Genomic DNA, 18,853 nt, shown 5'->3' on the forward strand with positions numbered 1-18,853 from the left:
TTTGGCCTTGATTAGATCAAATTATAACCCTCCTATAAATGAGAACGACCCTTCTGATGTATTAAGCTTTACTTATTATCTTAAAAGAGAGCAGTATGGTAGCAGACCTTTGACATATGGCCCTATATATACTTCAAGACTTACTGCCATAAATAAAGGAACACCTAATTATAAAATGGGTGAAGATAAATATGAAATATATGACTACTCTCCAGAGTACGTTTGGGGTGGGAATATGCTTCTGCCAAGAATCTGGAGTCAAGACCCACGTCATGTCAGCTTGTATAAAAGTAAACTTGGATTAAACGAGACTCAAGAACCTAAAATGGGCGAGAACCTGAGCTTCATGTTCAGTCATCAGTTTGGTCATATGTATTGGCGTTATTTCTTGTGGAATTTCTGGGGTAGGGCATCAGACATTGAAGGATCCAGTGCCACAGATATATTTGAGGCAAATGCCGATTTGCCAAGTTCACTTAGAAGCAATGGCGGCAGAACAAACTTCTTTGCTCTACCATTAATTTTGGGAATCTTAGGTTTGCTTTATCAATACCTCAAAAGGGACAAAGATTTCTTAGTCACATTTTTGTTATTTGTCTTAACGGGTTTAGGCCTTGTGGTCTACTTGAATTCTCCGCCAGTAGAACCGAGAGAAAGGGATTATATTTATGTAGGTTCTTTCTATATTTTCGCCATATGGGCGGGATTAGGAGTTATGGCGATAGCCGACTTTGTATTGAAAGTCATAAAAAATAATAACGCCAAGTCTGTTGCAGCCGTAGCCATTGGTTTAGTGGTACCTGTTCAAATGGTTACTCAAACCTGGAAGGGTCATGACCGTTCTGATAGATATCACCAGATAGATTTTGCTAAGAACCTTTTAAATTCTGTAGCTCCTAATGCTATATTATTTACCGGTGGTGATAACGATACTTTCCCACTTTGGTATGCACAGGAAGTAGAAGGTATAAGAACAGACGTTAGGGTTTGTAACTTGAGTCTATTAGGTACAGACTGGTACATTGACCAAATGAAACGTCAGACTTACGAGTCTATGCCATTGCCAATATCTTTCTCTAAAGATCAAACACTTAAAGGTATTAACGATCAAATTCCTTATGTAGAAAATCCTAATGAGCAGGTTAAAGCAGGTATTAACTTGAAACAATACCTTAACCTGGTTAGAAATAATGAAAGAGCTATCCAAATGGCTGTTTCTACCGGTGAATTGATAAATACGCTTCCTTCTAGCAATCTATTTTTGGATTATGATCCAGAAGCTGTAAAGGCTAAAGGCTTTGTTCCTAGCGAATATGTGGGTGGTTTATCTGGTGAAATGAGATGGAATATTGGTGAAAGAGACCTGTTGAAAAACGATTTGATGGTCTTAGACATCATTGCTCAGAATAACTGGGAAAGGCCTATTTACTTTGGAGGTACTTTATCTCCAACTTCTTATCTTAATCTTAAAGAATTCTTAGCACTAGAAGGTTACGCATACCGATTAATGCCTGTGAAAGTTCAGGGTGCAAGAGATGGTGTAGTAAACACAGAGGTGATGTATGACAATGTTATGAATAAGTTTGAGTGGAGAAACTTAAACAATCCTGACATCTACTATGACTCTGAAACTTACCTAAAAGTACCGATTATCACAGCCAGGTTCGCTTTCTTAAGGTTGGCAGACCAGCTGGTAAGAGAAGGAGATAATAAAAGAGCGAAGAAAGTTTTAGACAGGGCCATGGAGGTTATGCCAAACGAGTCTATTCCTTACGACCAACTCGCTGCCAATTTTGCGACTTTCTATTATGCCATAGGCGAATCTGAAAAAGCACAGGAAATCTCTGATGTGATAGTTAAAAGAGCTGACGAGGAATTAACTTATTTTATTAAAAAGCAGCGGACCGGTGAAGTAAAAGAATGGGGAATGGATAACGTTCAAAACTTTATTCAAAGCAATCTGAGAGACTTAAATATGATAGCGAATATAACCGAACAAAACGATCAGGTTCTGGCAGCGAAATATAAGGCAGTGTACGATAAACACATTACATCTATTCAGTAGGCTGTAAATGAGATAGATAAGAATACCCGTCAAAATTGACGGGTATTTTTTTAGTTTTTTTAATACTTGCAACAATGTTGCAATCAATTTAATATGTATACTTGCAACATTGTTGCACATAAAACTATCCCAAAAATGAATTTTAAGAGCATTTCATTATTATTTGCTTTAGCACTCCCAATTTTATCCTGCGAAAAAAGTGACCCTATCATTCCAAATGAAGAAGAATTGATTACGACTTTAACATATACCTTGACGCCAGAAAGTGGGGGACAAATGGTTACTTTAAATTTTAAAGACATTGATGGCGATGGTGGTACAGCTCCCGTAATTTCTAAAGGAATTCTTTTAGCAAATACAACTTACACAGGTCAGCTAAGTATTATGAATGAATCTGTAAACCCTTCGCAAAATATCACTACAGAAATTTCTGAAGAAGGAGAGGAACATCAGTTTTTCTTTTCAGGTTTAGGAGGTTTAAATGTTCTCGTTAGTTATGCTGACAAAGACGCCAGCGGAAATGCCATTGGTTTGGTTTCTAAATTAACCACTGGTGCGGCTTCTAGCGGCCAATTAATGATAACTTTAAGACATGAGCCTAATAAGTCTGCTATGGGTGTAGCAGAAGGCTTAATAGTAAACGCAGGAGGAGAAACAGACATAGAAGTATCTTTTAATGTTGAGATTAAATAGCCTATTCTTATTTATGGCACTAAGTGCCTTTCCCTTACTTTTATCTGGTCAAAACTGCCAGATAAAAGTAAAGGGAAAAGTTTTTGATGAAGTCACCGGTGAAACTTTGCCATTTGCTTCCATTTATTTAGAAAATGCAGCTAAGGGCGTTTCTGCAGATGCCGATGGTAATTTTGAATTGCAAGGCATATGTGCAGGTGGAACACACATAAGAATTAGCCATGTCAGTTGCGACCCCTTAAAACAATACATCGTTTTTAGCAAAGACACCGTTTTAACCCTCTATTTGCACCATCATGAAGAACTTATGAATGAAGTGCTGGTTCATGGTAGCAGAAGTGATTTAAGTACTCAAAATAGCAATACGATCGATAAAGATTTAATAGCCAAAGAGAGCAATAAAAACCTTGGAGAATTGCTTCAAACCATCAGTGGTGTGAGTTCTTTAAAAACAGGTTCTGGTATCTCTAAACCTATTATTGACGGCCTTTACGGTAACAGAATTACACTCTTAAATAATGGAATAGCTCAGGCAGGGCAGCAGTGGGGTAACGACCATGCCCCAGAAATTGACCCTTTCTCGGCTGATCACATTTCGGTTATAAAAGGTGTAAGTGCTTTAGAGTTTTCAGGAAGCTCTTTGGGCGGCGTGGTTTTAATAGAACCTGATGAAATTAAGCACGAGCCTCATCTACATGGCAAAATAAATTATGTTTTTCAGAGCAACGGCCTAGGACATACACTCAATACCGAACTGACCAAGTATAATGAAAAACTAAGTTGGCGGGTAAATGCAAGCTTAAAAGGAGTGGGAGATCAACATAGCCCCCGCTACTATCTAACCAATTCAGGAAGGAGAGAGGCTAACGGTTCATTGCAATTGGAAAAGCAAATAAAGGAATGGAAGAGCAGTTTATACTTTAGCACTTTCAACACAGAAATAGGTATTTTAAGAGGTGCTCATATTGGAAATTTGACAGATCTTGAAACAGCTTTTGACAGAGAAGAGCCATTTTTCACTTCAGAAAACTTTTCTTATCAGATAAATGCTCCCTCTCAGACGGTAAATCACCATTTGTTAAAACTTAAAACTTCAAAGACTTTCGCTCAATCCTCAATTATAACATTCCAGTATGCCGGTCAAATTGACGACAGAAAAGAGTTTGACGTAAGAAGGGCAGGAAGGTCAGATCAGGCGGCTTTGAGTCTGTTTCAGCACAGTCATTTTTTGGAGGGTAATTACAGTACAAGTCTGAAGAATAGTGCTTTTTTTAAAAGCGGATTACAGTTTGATTTTAAAGACAATACCAATAATCCTGAAACGGGTATTTTACCGCTTATTCCAGATTATATTTCTTTAACGGGTGCTGGATTTGCCCTTTACCAAAAAGGGATTGACAAGATATTTTATGAATTTGGGGGAAGGTTTGACCATCATCAATTAAACGCCGCTACGATTAGCCGAGATTTGCCAAGAAAAATAGTAAGGTATAATCGTACTTTTGAAAATTACAGCCTGTCCTCTGGTTTGAGGTATAATTTATCCAGAGAGTTTAAAATTAATCTCAATGCGGGATACACCCTCAGAGCACCGGCAGTCAACGAGCTTTATAGCTTTGGTTTACACCAAGGTGTGAGCAGTATTGAAGTAGGGAATGTGGATTTAAATGCTGAAAAATCCTTGAAATTTACCGCAGCATTAGACATTGCTCTTCAAAAAAAGCTGTTTTTTCAGGTCTTAACCTATTATCAAAACATTTCGGATTTCATTTATTTACAAGCTCAGACAGAGAATACACTAACCATTAGAGGAGCTTTTCCAATATTCAATTACGAGCAAACAGATGCAAGGCTCGTTGGAGCTGACTTTTTACTTTCTTTTGAACCTACCACACACTTAAGACTGATTAGTAAAGCAGCAATATTAAAAGGAATGGATGTGGCCAATGATAAACCATTGGTATATATGCCATCTAACAATTGGAGCAATACCTTGAATTATTCCTTTACCGATACCCCGAATTGGAAAACCATGTCAATTTCCCTAGAGCATCAGGTGGTTTTCAAGCAGAATAATCTATTGGAAGAACAAGATTTTTTAGCACCTCCTGATACTTATCAATTATGGAATCTGTCTTTCAATACTTCCTATCAATTAAAGAGCAATGTCCTAGGATTAGGTTTAAAAGCTGAAAACCTCTTAAACACCATTTACAGAGATTATTTGAACAGACAAAGGTATTTTGCAGACGAATTAGGAAGAAGTATTAACCTGAGAATTAGTTATAAGTTTTAAACCCGGTTTATGCATTGGAGAATCGTAATGAGTTTTAAAATGCATTAAATCAGACATTTATACGAGATTAACATAGCAGTTTATCCTGAGCTTGCCGATAGGAAGCAATTTAGCAATGGTCCCGATAAAATCGGGAGATTGCCTAATGCATAAAGCGGGTTAAAACAAAAGAGCCTCATTAAATTAATAATGAGGCTCTTTTTATCATGCTATTTCCAAATTAGCCTTGGAAAAAGTCTTTCATTTTATCAAAAATGGTCTTGCTATTTCCACCTTTTCTCGGAGCAAAATTTGGAGAATCTCTAAGCTGAAAAAGCATTTTCTCTTCTTCAGAAGAAACTGTGCTCGGGGTATATATATTAACATGAACCAGTTGATCACCAGTGCCATATCCGTTTACGTTTGGAAGACCTTTACCTCTAAGTCTTAAAACTTCACCTGCTTGAGTTCCTGGCTTTAATTTGATTTTCACCTTACCATCTACCGTTGGAATTTCTAAATCCTTACCCAAAACGGCATCCACAAAGTTTACAGGTAAATCAAAAAGGATGTTTTGACCATCTCTTTTAAGATCTGGATGCTCTTCTTCTTCAATCGCAATTAATAAGTCTCCGGCCACACCACCTCTCACAGGTACGTTTCCTTTACCACTCATAGATAATTGCATACCTTCGGAAACACCAGCAGGTATTTTAATATTGATTTGGTCTTCTGTTAGCTGTCTTCCTTCTCCAAAACAGGTCTCACATCTTTCAGAGACCATTTTACCTTCTCCACTACAAGTAGGGCAGGTACTGGTAGAAACCATCTGCCCAAGCATGGTCTGCTGTACTCTTTTTACCTGACCTTGACCATTACAGGTACCACAAGTGGTTAATGAAGTCCCATTTTTAGAGCCGTTTCCAGTACAAGTGTTACAAGAAGTATATCTCTTAACTTTTATTTTCTTTTCTACGCCTTTGGCAATATCCGTTAGGGTTAGCGTTAGCTTGATTCTTAAATCTGAACCTTTTCTAATTCGCTGACCGCCGCCACCTCTGCTACCTCCAAAGAAGCTACCAAAAGGGCTACCATCACCAAAAATATCACCAAACTGACTAAAGATGTCATCCACGGTAAATCCTCCCTGACCACCGCCATATCCTTGACCACCCATACCAGCATGACCAAACTGGTCATATCTTGCTTTTTTCTGTACATCGGAAAGCACAGAGTAAGCTTCTGCTATTTCTTTAAACTTATCTTCGGCTGCTTTATCGTCAGGGTTTTTATCTGGGTGAAACTTAATTGCCAATTTTCTATAGGCTTTTTTCAGTTCCTCTGGTGTTGCATCTTTTGATACACCTAAAACCTCGTAAAAATCTCTCTTATTTGCCATGTTTTTTATTTCTGCTTTGAGTCCTAATGACCTTGAGCTTTCTGAAAATGATTTTGAGCTAATGCCCTATTATTTTTTAGCAGTTTAGCTTCCTACCACTACCTTTGCATATCTTAATACCTTATCGTTCAGGTAATAACCTTTTTCTACGGTATCTATAACCTTACCTTTTTTGTCCGCTCCTCCATCAAATTGAGTAATACACTCATGCAATTCTACATCAAACTCTTCCTCATTAGAATCCATTGGCTTAAGACCTTTAGACTCTAGCGTCTTCCTCAGTTTAGAAACCACCAGTTCTACACCTTCTTTTAAGACTTCTACATCTGTGGTTGTATCAAAGGCACCTTGAGCTCTTTCGAAATCATCCAAAACAGGAAGTAATTCTTTAATTAATGCTGACGAAGCATTTAAAATCGTGTCTATCTTTTCTTTAGCACTTCTTCTTCTAAAGTTTTCGAATTCAGAATAAAGTCTAACAAACTTATCTTTTTGTTCTGCCAGCTCTTGAGTCAAACGCTCTTCTTCTGTCAGTTCCACAGTTTCTTCAACTTCTTGATTTGTCAGGTTGTCTTCTGCCAATTCTTCAGCGTTCTCTTCTTTTATATTATTTTTTGACATGTTCTATCATTTTATTCAACGCATGTATTTGAATCAATAATTAAACCATGTGCACAAAGGCTGTCATTATGTCACATTTAGAGGAAATTAAACTAAAAGATGACTGACAATGCCACTTCTTTTTAAGAAAACAAGGTACTTTGTGTCAATGGAGATCAGTACAAGTAAATACGCTGCACAAATTAAGTTAAAAGCCGCTGAGCTAGGGTTTGACTTTTGTGGTATATCTAAAGCTGGTTTTTTAGAGGAAGAAGCCCCTCGTTTAGACCAATGGCTCAGTAAAAACTATCATGGAGAAATGGCTTGGATGGCCAATCATTTCGATAAACGCCTTGATCCTACAAAACTGGTTCCTGGGGCTAAATCTGTCATTTCTCTCATGCTTAATTATTATCCTTCTAAAAGACTTCCAGAAGGTGAAGCAGACTACAAAATTTCTAAATACGCTTATGGGCAAGACTATCATTTAGTTTTAAAAGACAAAATGAAAACGCTCTTTAACTATATCCATGAAGAAATAGGAGCGGTAGAGGGAAGAATATTTGTGGATTCGGCACCCGTAATGGATAAAGCTTGGGCGGCCAAAAGTGGCCTCGGTTGGATAGGCAAACATAGCAATCTTTTGAACAGACAAACGGGTTCTTTCTTTTTTCTTGGCGAGATAATCTGCGACCTAGAATTAGCATCGGATGGACCTGTGAAAGACCATTGCGGCACCTGCACAGCTTGCCTAGATGCTTGCCCTACAGACGCCATAGTGGAGCCTTATGTGGTGGATGGAAGCAAGTGTATTTCCTATTACACCATTGAACTTAAAGCTGCCATTCCTGAAGAGGTAAAGGGCAAAATGGATAACTGGATTTTTGGCTGTGATATCTGTCAGGACGTTTGTCCCTGGAATAAATTTTCAAAACCTCATCAAACGACTGAATTTAATCTAAAACCCGCTCTGGAAGGCTTCTCGAATAATGATTGGGAGGAAATAACCGCAGAGGTCTTTAGGGAAGTTTTTCGCAAATCCGCCTTAAAGCGAACAAAAATGGAAGGTTTGTCTCGCAACATCAACTTCGTCAAACCTCCGGGTTCTTAGCGTTATGAATGTGGTAAAACGACCACAAACAAACTCCCTTTGTCTACTTCACTCTTTAAAGACAGCCGTCCTTGGTGTAAATCAACAATACGTTTACAAATAGATAGACCAATACCCGAACCCTTATAAGAAGCGGCTCTTTTACTTCTATAGAAGGGCTGAAATACATGTTCTTGTTCTTCTTCTTTTATGCCTATGCCACTATCACTTACAGATATCAAACAGTTATCTTTATTGGCTTTGATTTTAACATCGGCTTTGTGGTTTTGGGAATACTTACAGGCGTTATCTATGAGGTTGGTAAAAAGTGTTTTTAACAAGGCTTCTTTGCCATTTATGGTAACCCAGTGGATATCGTCTGGGATATCTTCAAAATCGATGTTTATTTCATAATCAGGATTTAAGTAGAGTACCTCGTCTTGTACAGCAAACAGAATTTCATCAATTCTGACAGGTCTCAAATTCACGCCATGCTCTAGTTCTTCAGACTTAGCCAGCTGAAGCATACTATTGGTAAGTTTAATAAGTCTTTGGTTATCATTAAGCAGGCTGTTCAATATACTTTTATATTGCTCTGGCGTTCTTTCCTTTTGTAAAGCCACTTGAATCTCAGATTTAACCGCCGCCAAAGGTGTACGCAGCTCGTGAGAAGCATTGGAAACAAAGCTTTTTTGAAGTTCAAAAGAAGAATCTAACCTAGAAAGCATCTTATTAAAATTGACTGCCAGCGTGGCTATTTCATCTGTATTATTTCCTGTGCCTAGTTTCTTTCTTAAACTCGATGCCGTAATTTGTGATATTTCTTCGTTTATTTTTGAAATAGGTTTAAGGGATTGCCCCGCAAAAAGAAAACCTAATAATACGGTTAAAATAATGGCGGAGAAGTATCCCGTATACATGGTTTCCCGAATGTTCAGTAATTTCTGTTTACCATAGGTATCTTCTGCCTGTGCCAGTACGGCGTAGGTTTTATTAAGTGTATCGCTGTACATGGTACCCACCACTTGACTATTCCCAAAAGTGGTTTCCAGATACCTTTTTTCTCTTAGTTTATTGAGTAATTCTGGGCTATAGTAAATGGTATCCGCCTCATAGTTATAATAGGCCACTTCATTGGAATCATTAAAGACCAAAACCTGAGCAGGATAAAGCGTACTGAGGGTATTTTTATCAATAACCTTTAATAATTGTTTATCTATTTGTGGCTCTTTAATTAGAAGCCTTGCGGTAGTTACAGCTCTATCTCTAAGGCTATTATAGAATTCCTGTTGCCTATAATTCTCCGATAAATAGTAGATGGTAATAGAAAATATAGCTAGGATAGCAGCCACTATCACAGAGAATTGAACAGCTATTTTGGTTCTAATCGTCAAGAGACTATTTGATTATTATGATGAAAGCAAGGTGTAAATTACTTTTCTCTAAGAACATAGCCCATTCCAGACTTTGTCTTAATCAATTTAGGTTCAAAATCTTTGTCGATTTTCTTTCTCAAGAAATTGATATAAACCTCAATTACATTTAAGCTTTTCCCGGGGTTTTGGTCCCATATAGCTGCCGCAATTTCCTCTTTGGACACCACGCGTCCTTTATTTTGAATAAGAAACTCTAGCAATCCAAATTCTTTTGGCGTTAACTGAATGGATTGCTCACCTCTATAAACTAATTTTGCATCTAAGTCTACCCTTAAATTGGCCACTAAAAGTTCGTTGGAGGTGCTGTTAACAGCTCTTTTGAGCAAAGCATTAATTCTAGCTACCAGCTCTCTAAAGTCAAAAGGTTTAACCAGATAATCGTCTGCTCCTTTTTCAAAACCTTCAATCTTGTCGTCCGTTTCGCCCAAGGCCGTCAACATTAAAATTGGGGTTTCTAGCCCTGCCTCTCTTACACCTTCCGCAACCTGATATCCGTTTAGTTCGGGTAAATTCAGGTCAAGAAGAATCAAGTCAAAAGAGGAGCTTAAAGCTAGTTTTAAGCCAATTTTACCATCGAAAGCGATAGTAGTAGCAAATCCCACTTCTTCTAAGCCTTTGCTTATAGTCTTGGCGATACGCTCGTCGTCTTCTACTATTAGGATGTTTTTATTCACTTTCTAAGATTCAAAAACTGCTGAAACACCCAAGCAAAAGAGAATACTAAGGCACAGCCAATTGGATTTAACCAAAGGTAGGCTACTAAATCGAATTTCCAAGTGAGAATAATAAGAACCTGAGAAATGATGGCACTGTAAAAAATAGCCTGTGCACCTATTTTTTTATAATAAAACGCGACTAAGAAAATACCAAGAATGATACCATAAAACCATGAACCAAGTATATTCACAAGTTCTATCATACTGCTGCCAAGCTTATTGGCAAAGAAAGCCACCACGATACAGAAAATAGCCCAAAAGACCGTGATAAGTTTTGAGAGCATCAATTCCTTAGATTCCGACTGTGTCCAAGACTTTCTCTTCTTCAATACATCTACCACCGTACAGGCAGCCAATGAATTATATGCTGAGGCCACCGAACCCATTGAAGCTGAGAAAATAACGGCAATCAATAAGCCAATAAAGCCATGAGGTAAATGGTCTAAAATAAACCTAATGAAAATGTAATTGATATCGCCAGGGTCTCCTTCTGGATTGCTTTTCTTTATGAGCCCGCTTACCTTAGCTTTTAAGGCTTTGAATTTGGCTTCGCCAATGGCTATAGCCTCTTGAGCCGCACTTATTTGACCTTCATTGCCAGATTGGATGGCTTCATGAAGTTTGTACATTTCAGCCTTTTTAACTTCCGCATTGGCTTTATGTTCTATTTCCAAAGCCCTGTATTCATTCGCATAAATGCTTTTAAGTAACTTATCTGTTTCTACCGTATTAAAAAATAGGGGAGAAGTATTGAATTGATAAAAAACAAAAACCAAAACACCAATAAACAAAATACCGAATTGCATTGGAATTTTTAGGAGACCATTAAAAAGTAAACCTAATCTGCTCTGGGTAATATTTTTGGCTGTTAAATACCTGCCCACTTGAGATTGATCTGTACCAAAATAAGAAAGCTGCAAGAAAAAACCGGCCAAAAGACCCGACCAAACGTTGTATTTTTCTTTAGGATTAAACTCCAGATTAATAATATTTACCTTGCCAGCCTTTCCTGCCACCTTCACGGCATCCATCAATCCAATATCTTGAGGTAAAAGTTGAACAACCATAATCCCTGCAAAAACCATGGCAGCGGTGACAATTATCATTTGCTGTATGTGCGTATGAGAAATGGCTCTGGTGCCACCTATTAAGGTATAAGTAAGCACTGCTCCACCCATAAAGGCATTAGTCCAAAATATGTCCCAACCAAAAATGGTGGAAAGGATAATAGAGGGAGCATAAATAGAAATACCAGTAGAAAGACCTCTTTGAACCAGAAAAAGTAAAGCGGTGAAAACGCGTACTCTTTCGTCAAACCTTCCTTCCAGGTACTCATAAGCCGTATAAACCTTAAGTCTATGAAAAATAGGGATGAAAGTAATACTTAAAACAACCATGGCTAGTGGCAAACCAAAGTAAAACTGTATAAAACCCATACCATCTGTGAAAGCCTGTCCTGGTGCTGATAAAAAAGTAATGGCACTAGCCTGAGTAGCCATTACAGAAAGTCCTACATGATACCAAGGCAGGGATTTATTTCCAAGGAAGAATCCGTCAATATTACTATTACTGTTCTTTCTGTTTTTAAAAATGCCATATAGAATAACAAATGCCATGGTGGCAGAAAGAAAAATCCAGTCTAAAGTAGTCATGAGAAAGTTTTAGTCAAAAAATAAAAAACCACAATAAGGAAAAGTAATACGCCTATAACAAGCATGTATAAGTTTTTCCAAGTACCTAAAATGGGTGGTTTTTCTTCTGGCATATTTTTAATTTTTTGAAAGGGTAGTGAGCATTTTGTTCACTTGAGGGAGCAAATTGCTAGAAGGGTAACTTCTAACAAAATCCATCAAAGCTATGCGGTAGTTGGCGGTATTATTGGTTTTAGCTAAAAGCATGATTCTCAGCATAGCATACTTGTCTTCTAAGCTGGTGCCCGTATAACTATCTAATCCCTTTTCTGCTTTTTGCAATGCCACTGCCACGTTACCGTTTTTAAATTCCTCATATAAGACTGCATAATCTTTCTCCGCGTTGCTTTCCGTATCCGCATTTATCTCAAAAGTCCCTCTTTTAAGCTGCCTTGCGTAGGTAGAAAGTGGATATTTGGCGATTAAAGCCGCTTTAAAAGCGTTGTTATTTTTATTTTCTGCCATCAAAGCTAAAAAATAAAGCACCTCTTGCTCATAAACTGTATTTGGGAATCTTTGAAGCAATGTGGTAAAAGTATTTCTAGCGTTTTCTATCTCATTAAATTGTAAACGATAAATCTTACCCAATTCATAATAGGCCTCTTCTTGCCTTTTCTTAGAGGTTTTTAGTTTCTCAGGCGTGTCCGGAATTTTATTTAACATGGCCTGTTTCTGACTTTCTAATTCCGCCATTTTTCTGACATTCTCCTTTTCCTTTTCGGCAATAGTCGGATCCACCACCACTTCTTCCTGACCTACAATACCTCTTTCAATGGCAAAACTTATGCTTCCTATTTCTTTATCTTTTCTTCTCCAATCATCTTCTAGCGGCCTACTGCCCCATGTTCTGATAAAAGCTGCTCTACTTCGAGTTAATGAGACTTGATCATAAAAAAACCATTTATTAGGGTTGGATGAACCAGAATTTCCAGAAACCGCTCGGCTTTTTTCCAGTTTAGCCGCTTCTTCGATTTCCTTTACTTTTTTATCATCTTCATCCTTCAAAATTTTCTCTACTTTTGTTTCTAATGCCAGTGGATTCATGGCTGCCAATGCCTGCAGACTGTCTTCCATGTGTATGATGGTCTGGTATTTTACAAAATTGGCAAGGGAATTAGATTTCTCAGAAATTTCCGTAAAATTAGGCGAACGCTCGTTCATATTTGAAAGCGTGCTGTCGTAGTATTTACTAGCCAATTCGTAGTTCTGAAGATTGGAATAGTATATTTCTGCTATTTGTAAATAAGCACTGGCTTTTGAAGTCTTATTAGCGGCTAATTGAATAGATTTACTAAAGTCTTTTATAGCGTTTTGATAGTTACCTTTCTTAGCCTTACTTTCGGCCATTTTATAGTAGATTTTATCTTTTAAATCCACGTTTTTACGATCTTCTAGCATTTTTAAGAAATTCGCGTTGGCATTATCTCCTAAACCGCTACCCAGCATCAAAAGCTCTATTCCTGCATTAAACTCTAGTTCATAGGTAGGTCTATTTTTCACGACCGCCTTCCAATTCTTTCTAGCCAATGAGCCCCTCTGCAGTGTCGCATAGAGCTGACCCGTTATAAAGTGAGCCCTGGCCTTACGGGTAGACTTCTTCATTGACTTTATAGATTCCTCTAAAAATACGGCAGCCAATGCCAATTCTCCGTTTTTTTGATGGTAAGCGGCTTTTATCTCGTAAAAGTCAGCTTTGTCCTTTTTAGAAAGTTTTAAGCCTTGAATAAGCTTGGAAACTTCGTCGGCCTTTGCCATATCTTTCGATTCCAAATAGGAACGCATTAGCCATATCAATGCCCTTCCTTTTGCTTCGTCAGATTTATTATTGGAGTTTAAGTATTTGAAAACCTCGGTAGCGTTGATAAAATCACCTTTGAAAAGCCTAGCCTTACCCAATAAAAGATAGGAATCATCTAAATGTTTCGAATTTGAATGCCTTTCTGCCACCAATGATGTCAGTCTTATCACTTCGTCTAATTCTGGCTTAGAAACCATCGTTTCATTGGAATCTATTTTTACTAGAATAGGTAAGATTCTAGAAAAATCTTCTGTTCTGGTGGAATCAATCTTGTGCATAGCCCAATCAAAATAATCATGGGCATCTATAGAGGCATTGAACTTAGCATTCATATTATGCCAAGCTTTGCTTGTTGGGGATTTGCTAAACTGAGAGCAAGAGGCCACAAATAAGCCTATCAAAACAAGGAGAAGTAATTTTCTCAAATTGTAAGTCGATTTTTTAATAAAAACGCAGATTTCAAATCAAAATTATCCAATTTAATGCCAATAAGGAGACAAAATGATATTTAATAACTGCTATCCCTCAAATATCACGAAATGGAAAGATGTTGCAGAGCTAGGATAGCAGATTTATATCCTATTTCAAACATTTTGTCGGCATTCTTAAGCTTAAATCCATCAAACTTCATAATTCCTTCGGGCTCAATGGTTAAATCTGCCAAAAGGCTTTTCTGACGAGTTTGATTGTCTACAGAAATATAGACTGTTTTCAGAATCACATCCTTCATATTTCTTACGGGCAATCTTTTTTTAAAAGGTGTGACATTCACGGCAATTTTATAATCCATTTCCATGAGAGGTTCTAAGGGCAAATTATTGCTCAAACCTCCGTCCAAAAACTTGTCTCCGTTAATAATGATAGGTCTAAAAGCGACAGGAATGGCTGAAGAAGCCAATAAAGGGTTGATAAGTTCTCCGGATGTAAAATAATTCGGGATTCCTTGGCTAATGTTAGTGGCACATATCGAAATGGGCATCTTTAATCCTTCAAAAGAATTATGAGGCAGCAGGTCCAGAAGAATCTTTGCAGTATTGTCTAACTTCATAAATCCATACCTGTTGGGCGAAAACTTAAGATACTTCCAAAGTTTCTTTTTCAAAATCTGCTCCATTATAAAATGTGGCTGATGACCTTCGGCATATAATGCGGCCGCAAAAGAACCTGCACTTGAGCCAGATATCATATCCAGTTTAATATTTAACTCATTTACAGCCTCCAATACACCTAAATGAGCAAAACCTCTAGCTCCACCGCCTGAAAGGCATAAACCTATCTTTTTATTGTTTTTTTGAATCATAGCTTCGCCACCTATTATAACATAGATGGGTCAATGTTTATAGGAAGGTTTAAAAAGCGACTTGCGGTTTGAATCATAGATAGTCGGCTAGGTTTCCCGTATAATCTGGTTTAAATCCTTTTTCGGTATTCTGAATGCTGCATACTTCGTAAAATGGGTCGTGGTCAAAATAAACCAGCATGTTTTCCTCTATTATCCTGTTCAAAAGAAAATCCTTTTCTCTCATGGTTTCTAAGGGCCTTACATCATATCCCATAACCCAAGGCACGTGAATATGAGCATGAGAAGGAACAGTATCTGCTATAAAAATTACTTTTTGTCCATTTAAATTGACGACAGGCATAATCATTTTTTCAGTATGACCGTTGGCATAAAGAAACTCATAGTTAGACCCAAAAGCATTCTTTGTCTTATCTATAAAGTTCAAATGACCTAAATCTTCAATGGGACCAAGGTTTTCTTTTAAGAAGGTTGCAGCCTCTCTATCGTTCGGGTTATTGGCCCATTGCCAATGTGCAGAATGTGTCCAATATTTAGCATTAGGGAAGGTAAGTTCTAGTTTATCTCTTGAAGAATTCCATTTCACTGCACCTCCAGCATGGTCAAAATGCAAATGACTCAGAATTACATCCGTAATTTGATTTTCATGAAATCCCTTTGCCCTAATTGATTTAATCAAGTCGCCATCACCATGTCTATAGTAGTATGAAAGCCACTTTTCAGACTGTTTGTCTCCCATACCTGTATCTACAAGCGTTAGCCTATCGCCATCTTCTATGAGCAGGCATCGCATTTTCCAACTACAAAGATTGAGTTCATCCGCGGGTATCTTCTTTGACCATAGTTGTTTAGGCACAACCCCAAACATGGCACCACCATCTAATTTGAAATTTCCAGCGTCTATTACATGTAAATTCATATCCTAAAATTATAGATAAACTAAAGCTTAGACCAATTTGAACCACAACTTCTTGAAAAACAATTCTAATATTTTAACTCGGAATATGCGTTGGGAAATCGTTATGAGTTTTAAAATAAAATAAATCAGACATTTAAACGAGATTAGCATAGACCGCTCTGGTGATTGAGTTTAAATGGGTTTACGAACTGATTTGAAGCAATTAAGCTTCGGTTCCGATAACTATCGGGAGATTGCCCAATGCATAAAGCGGGTTTAAGTCATTATAGCGTAATTTCTGCAGCAATCTTAACGCCAAATCTCTTAGTGTTAGGATTTTCTAAATAAGTAAGCCTATGTACGGCTTCCACCCTAAATACCCTAAAAATATTACTAATACCATAGCCCAACTCTATGTATGGCTTAGAAGGATTCAAACTTTTAAAAGGTATAAAACCCTCTTCGGCTGTAGGCATAGACATTTCTAGGTTTCTATCTGTTAAATTACCAATTAAGAACTTACCAGTTGTGAAAGTTCTCCATTTCAACTTTTTAATAAGTGGAAAGCGATTGAATAATAAGCCTTCGAAATCGTGATAATAACGAGCATAGGCAAATTCATCACTCAAGAATTCCGAATTATTCATCAGGTTAAAAGAGTTGGAAACCGAAATAATGGTTTCATTACCCAAATGGTTTTTTAATAAGGGATAGGGCAGAGTGCCAAATATTTTACTGACTTCTGCTCTGTAATAGGTTTTACCAAAATATCCAAAATTCAACTGATGCTTATATTTAATACCTACTGTTTGATATTTGAAATCACTATTAAGCACCCCTTTTAAACCTAACTCGTAAGACAATGTAACCGTAGGAGATTTCACTGTTCCAAAATCCAGACGGTCGTTATCGCTCACTACAGAAAGTTGATCACGAGCAAAAACTAATTCCGTTTTTATATTTGAAGTTATGAAAGAGCTTCTAGTAGAAGAAACGTCTCTTAAATCGTCTAGGTAAACAAAGTTATATAAGGGGTCAAATGTTTTATTCTGAAGACTAACTCTAGCTGTTACACCTTTAGAGATATCGGTTTGAAACTGAGCGTAGGCGTTTTTCTGATAGTAAGGTCTTCTTAATGTTCCAAATCTAACTGCAGCCGAGTAAAGGGTGCTGGAACCTATATCATCCGTACTAAAACCCACTTGTTCTATATCTTTGTCATAACCCATTTTAATGGTGGTCCATGGGTTTTTTGTAAGAATTCTAGTGACACTAGCCCCACCTTTCCAGCCCTCATCTTTAAAGCCGTAAGCGGCGTAACCTTGAAGAATCCATTTCTTGCTAAAATCAATATTAGTCCTTAGTCCAAAACGTAATCTTAAACCTTCATAATCGTTCAAAGCAGCTGAATGAATCAGTGGCCCTACATCTACACCATGAAATAGCTTACCATACCCGGTAGAAGCCAAATTAATTAATCCCGTAATTCTTTTTACCACCGGAACCTGCTTCATGCTGTCAATCATCATGTAAGCCATCTTTTCGTCCGCAGAAAATGGTTCTGGCCTTACAGACTGCCAATAATCCATGCTTCTTTCATTGTAGTTGTCCGAAAGCTCTATTGCACCACTTTTGAAAAAAGCTAAATCACGGGGTTGATTAATTGTTATGTCTTGGTTATAGCTGGTGAACTTTAGTAAAAGTCCGGGAGACTTGCTGGTAATTTCAGAAACATCCACCACCACACGATTTTTTATGGGAAAATAGACTTCTTCCACTTGTTCTAACTCTTGCTGAATTTTAATTCTTTCTATAAAATTCAAATTGGCATCTTTGGTAATAGTAGCATCTATCATCACTAAAGCACTTTTAGCCTTACTCAGCCACATATAACCCGTGAAAACTAAATCTTGTTTTCGTTTAGGTTCAAACTGAATTTCATAATAGAAGTCACCATCTTCTACCTCAAAACTGTCTACTAAATAATACTCGTATGCCGATTTCCAGTCATTACCAATAGGAGAGGTGAAATTCTTTTGAAGAACATTCAACTGATTATCGTAAAAATTATACTGCTGAAAGGTGGAACCTATAAGCTGAGAAGTAAGGCTCCCATCGGTTACGGCGATACCTTTAATATTGGTTTTCTTAATAACCTCCTTAGATAATCTGGGTTTATTCAGAAAGTAGTAGTCCGAAATTGATTCGGAGATAAACATTGGAAGCAGTTTTTCGCCATCATCATCAGTAAGTGTTCCTACGGTTTCTATAGCAGCATTTATTTTCTGGGTAATCTTTCTTTTTTCTAGATTAGAACCCACTTTATTGACATCAATTTCTACTTTATTATAACTGCCGTGCTCATAACCATCTAGCTTCTTGAAATTGTTGGCATCTCTATTGTCCACCACTTTGCGTAAAATTCGCCAAGCAGGGTTTTCACCGCCATAAACCACCACTTCTGCTAACTGAATAACACCGGGATTTAAAGATATTTTGAGAAATTGGTCCTTCATGACGATTCCTGAGGAGTCTTTCTTTAAAGGGAAAAACAGCGTCTCATATCCCATGCTGCTCAGCTGAAGAGAATCTGGGGAAATATCTTCAAAACTTAGCGAAAAATTACCTTCAAAATCTGAATTAGTACCTACCGTAGTTCCTTTTAAACTAATGGAAGTAAAAGGCAAGGGCTCTTTAGTTACATTGTCAAAAACTTTCCCCTTAATATTTATACTTTGAGCCAAAATAACTGGAGAAAATAGACCAATTATGATGGACAAAAACAACGACTTTTTCACTTATTTTTAATTTGCATATAGTAGTCAAAACTATGTGTGTTAACGTATTTGAAAGTCGATTAGTTTTTTATCCTAAGTGCTAACTTGAATTACT

13 protein-coding genes are annotated in these 18,853 nt (G+C 37.4%); 4 read left to right on the forward strand and 9 right to left on the reverse strand.

The features are described from left to right. From ACTBZY_RS06470 to ACTBZY_RS06480, 3 genes are all read left to right on the forward strand, one after another. A partial coding sequence (locus ACTBZY_RS06470) for a tetratricopeptide repeat protein (RefSeq protein WP_463045533.1) occupies positions 1 to 2,065 on the forward strand: 2,065 nt, incomplete at its 5' end. 135 nt (positions 2,066 to 2,200) lie between these two features. Then, positions 2,201 to 2,758 carry a hypothetical protein gene (locus ACTBZY_RS06475; RefSeq protein ID WP_463045534.1) on the forward strand — a complete coding sequence of 186 codons (558 nt, stop codon included), beginning with the start codon at positions 2,201 to 2,203 and terminating at the stop codon, positions 2,756 to 2,758. A 13-nt stretch (positions 2,759 to 2,771) separates the two neighbouring features. Then, positions 2,772 to 5,054: a TonB-dependent receptor gene (locus ACTBZY_RS06480; protein WP_463045535.1), complete on the forward strand. Its 2,283-nt coding sequence runs from the start codon at positions 2,772 to 2,774 to the stop codon at positions 5,052 to 5,054. A 220-nt stretch (positions 5,055 to 5,274) separates the two neighbouring features. Here the strand turns inward: ACTBZY_RS06480 and dnaJ are convergent, their stop codons facing one another. Both dnaJ and ACTBZY_RS06490 read right to left on the reverse strand, forming a co-directional pair. Beyond that, positions 5,275 to 6,432, reverse strand: coding sequence for a molecular chaperone DnaJ (gene dnaJ, locus ACTBZY_RS06485; RefSeq protein WP_463045536.1), 1,158 nt, complete (start codon positions 6,430 to 6,432; stop codon positions 5,275 to 5,277). 84 nt (positions 6,433 to 6,516) lie between these two features. Beyond that, positions 6,517 to 7,053 carry a nucleotide exchange factor GrpE gene (locus ACTBZY_RS06490; RefSeq protein WP_463045537.1) on the reverse strand — a complete coding sequence of 179 codons (537 nt, stop codon included), beginning with the start codon at positions 7,051 to 7,053 and terminating at the stop codon, positions 6,517 to 6,519. A gap of 148 nt (positions 7,054 to 7,201) precedes the next feature. Here ACTBZY_RS06490 and queG point away from each other — a divergent pair, with 148 nt between their 5' ends. After that, positions 7,202 to 8,143: a tRNA epoxyqueuosine(34) reductase QueG gene (gene queG / locus ACTBZY_RS06495; protein ID WP_463045538.1), complete on the forward strand. Its 942-nt coding sequence runs from the start codon at positions 7,202 to 7,204 to the stop codon at positions 8,141 to 8,143. Positions 8,144 to 8,145: 2 nt separating this feature from the next. Here the strand turns inward: queG and ACTBZY_RS06500 are convergent, their stop codons facing one another. The 7 genes from ACTBZY_RS06500 to ACTBZY_RS06530 form a co-directional block, all read right to left on the reverse strand. Then, positions 8,146 to 9,516, reverse strand: a complete 1,371-nt coding sequence (locus ACTBZY_RS06500; RefSeq protein WP_463045539.1) for a sensor histidine kinase — start codon at positions 9,514 to 9,516, stop codon at positions 8,146 to 8,148. A 38-nt stretch (positions 9,517 to 9,554) separates the two neighbouring features. After that, positions 9,555 to 10,232: a response regulator transcription factor gene (locus ACTBZY_RS06505; RefSeq protein ID WP_463045540.1), complete on the reverse strand. Its 678-nt coding sequence runs from the start codon at positions 10,230 to 10,232 to the stop codon at positions 9,555 to 9,557. Next, positions 10,229 to 11,926, reverse strand: a complete 1,698-nt coding sequence (locus ACTBZY_RS06510; RefSeq protein ID WP_463045541.1) for a sodium:solute symporter family protein — start codon at positions 11,924 to 11,926, stop codon at positions 10,229 to 10,231. Before ACTBZY_RS06510 ends, ACTBZY_RS06505 begins: the two co-directional genes overlap by 4 nt. A 117-nt stretch (positions 11,927 to 12,043) precedes the next feature. Further along, entirely contained in the window at positions 12,044 to 14,188 is a 2,145-nt protein-coding gene (porW, locus tag ACTBZY_RS06515) for a type IX secretion system periplasmic lipoprotein PorW/SprE (protein ID WP_463045542.1), read from the reverse strand. Between the two features lie 107 nt (positions 14,189 to 14,295). Further along, the gene (locus tag ACTBZY_RS06520) at positions 14,296 to 15,063 is read right to left on the reverse strand and encodes a patatin-like phospholipase family protein (protein ID WP_463045543.1); all 768 of its coding nucleotides are present in this window, start codon (positions 15,061 to 15,063) and stop codon (positions 14,296 to 14,298) included. Between the two features lie 73 nt (positions 15,064 to 15,136). Further along, positions 15,137 to 15,982: an MBL fold metallo-hydrolase gene (locus ACTBZY_RS06525; protein ID WP_463045544.1), complete on the reverse strand. Its 846-nt coding sequence runs from the start codon at positions 15,980 to 15,982 to the stop codon at positions 15,137 to 15,139. A gap of 263 nt (positions 15,983 to 16,245) precedes the next feature. Then, a complete protein-coding gene (locus ACTBZY_RS06530; protein ID WP_463045545.1) occupies positions 16,246 to 18,759 on the reverse strand; it encodes a DUF5686 and carboxypeptidase-like regulatory domain-containing protein in 2,514 nt (837 codons plus the stop codon). Positions 18,760 to 18,853: the final 94 nt, after the last annotated feature.

This window comes from Arcticibacterium sp., assembly GCF_055134445.1.

What these genes read in the sequence shown, in the direction of transcription:
- ACTBZY_RS06475 (WP_463045534.1), top strand. Translation starts at nt 2,201, where the DNA reads ATGAATTTTAAGAGCATTTCATTATTATTTGCTTTAGCACTCCCAATT.
- ACTBZY_RS06480 (WP_463045535.1), top strand. Translation starts at nt 2,772, where the DNA reads ATGGCACTAAGTGCCTTTCCCTTACTTTTATCTGGTCAAAACTGCCAG.
- dnaJ (WP_463045536.1), bottom strand. Translation starts at nt 6,432, where the DNA reads ATGGCAAATAAGAGAGATTTTTACGAGGTTTTAGGTGTATCAAAAGAT.
- ACTBZY_RS06490 (WP_463045537.1), bottom strand. Translation starts at nt 7,053, where the DNA reads ATGTCAAAAAATAATATAAAAGAAGAGAACGCTGAAGAATTGGCAGAA.
- queG (WP_463045538.1), top strand. Translation starts at nt 7,202, where the DNA reads ATGGAGATCAGTACAAGTAAATACGCTGCACAAATTAAGTTAAAAGCC.
- ACTBZY_RS06510 (WP_463045541.1), bottom strand. Translation starts at nt 11,926, where the DNA reads ATGACTACTTTAGACTGGATTTTTCTTTCTGCCACCATGGCATTTGTT.
- ACTBZY_RS06520 (WP_463045543.1), bottom strand. Translation starts at nt 15,063, where the DNA reads ATGATTCAAAAAAACAATAAAAAGATAGGTTTATGCCTTTCAGGCGGT.
- ACTBZY_RS06525 (WP_463045544.1), bottom strand. Translation starts at nt 15,982, where the DNA reads ATGAATTTACATGTAATAGACGCTGGAAATTTCAAATTAGATGGTGGT.